1 protein-coding gene is annotated in these 1,320 nt (G+C 58.0%); it reads left to right on the top strand.

All coding sequences use genetic code 11. The features are described from left to right. The first annotated feature begins 69 nt into the window (after positions 1-69). Positions 70-1,289 (top strand): IS3 family transposase gene (locus ACSQ3I_RS28070; protein WP_436004464.1). Its coding sequence is split into 2 segments (ribosomal slippage): positions 70-409 and positions 409-1,289, totalling 1,221 coding nucleotides; the frame shifts between segments, so codons are not numbered across the junction. Positions 1,290-1,320 lie beyond the last annotated feature (31 nt).

Raw genomic sequence — 1,320 nt, 5'->3', positions numbered from 1 at the left:
ATGTAGTGGCCCCCTAAATCCCCGGACGCGATCTCCCACTTGTTAAGTGTTAGGAGTAATGTGCCCATTATGACCAGTCATATCCCTAAGATAGAAGTCCTGTCCGGCCGCGAACGTCGCCGACGTTGGACGACTGGCGAGAAGCTCGCCATCGTGCAGGAAACGTATGAGCCCGATGTCACGGTCAGCATTGTTGCCCGCCGGCATGGCATTCAGCCCAACCAGTTGTTCGCCTGGCGCAAATTGGCGGCGCAAGGAGCCCTGACGGCCACCGCATCGCAGGAAGAGGTCGTCCCGGCATCCGAATACAGGGCACTTCAGAACCAGGTGAAAGAGCTGCAGCGTCTCCTCGGTAAGAAGACGATGGAAGGCGAAATCTTCAAAGAAGCGCTTGAGATAGCATCAGGGTCAAAAAAACACCTGTTGCGCTCGCTCTCGTTGCCGAAGGACGGTTCGCGATGACGGCGGTGTGCGAGACCTTGGGTGTCGCCCGATCCAACATCGCGCAATGTGTGAAGCAACGTCCTTCCAGAGCCAGAGGTCGGCCGCCGCTCGCCGATAAGGAGCTGATGGATGAGATCAAGACGGTTATCGACGAAATGCCGACCTACGGATACCGCCGGGTTCACGCGATCCTGCGCCGTAGAGCCCGCAGCGAAAACCGCCCATGGCCGAATGCCAAGCGCGTCTACCGGGTGATGAAGGTTCACGGCATGCTTCTTCAGCGCCATACCGGTGCAATCGACACCCGCCGTCACGATGGCCGCGTCGCCGTCAAGCAATCGAACCTGCGCTGGTGTTCAGACGGGTTCGAAATCGGCTGCGACAACAAGGAGAAGGTTCGCGTTGCCTTTGCCCTCGACTGCTGTGACCGCGAGGCCATTGCCCATGTCGCGACAACCGAGGGCATCAAGAGCGAGGACGTCCAGGACCTTGTCATCACGGCTATTGAGAACCGCTTCGGTCTCATCAACACCCTTCCAAAGCCAATCGAATGGCTGACGGACAACGGCTCCTGCTTCATCGCAAAGGACACCAGATCGCTGCTCATCGATATCGGCATGGAGCCGTGTTCGACGCCCGTCCGAAGCCCTCAGTCCAACGGCATGGCCGAGGCTTTCGTGAAAACCTTCAAGCGCGATTATGTCTCGGTCAACCCCGTGCCGGACGCTGTGACCGTTATCGCGCAACTGCCCTCATGGTTCGAACACTACAATACCCTTCACCCGCACAAGGCCCTGGGGTATTGCTCGCCTCGTGAGTTCTTAAACCGTCATACAGAAACCTGATCCTGTCCGGTTTTTAAGGGGCAACTCCATC

The sequence above is a fragment of the Rhizobium sp. LjRoot30 genome, assembly GCF_964253915.1.
Taxonomy (GTDB): Bacteria; Pseudomonadota; Alphaproteobacteria; order Rhizobiales; family Rhizobiaceae; genus Metarhizobium.
Note: the sequence above shows the minus strand (reverse complement) of the source record. Positions and strands in the feature narration are given on the sequence as shown.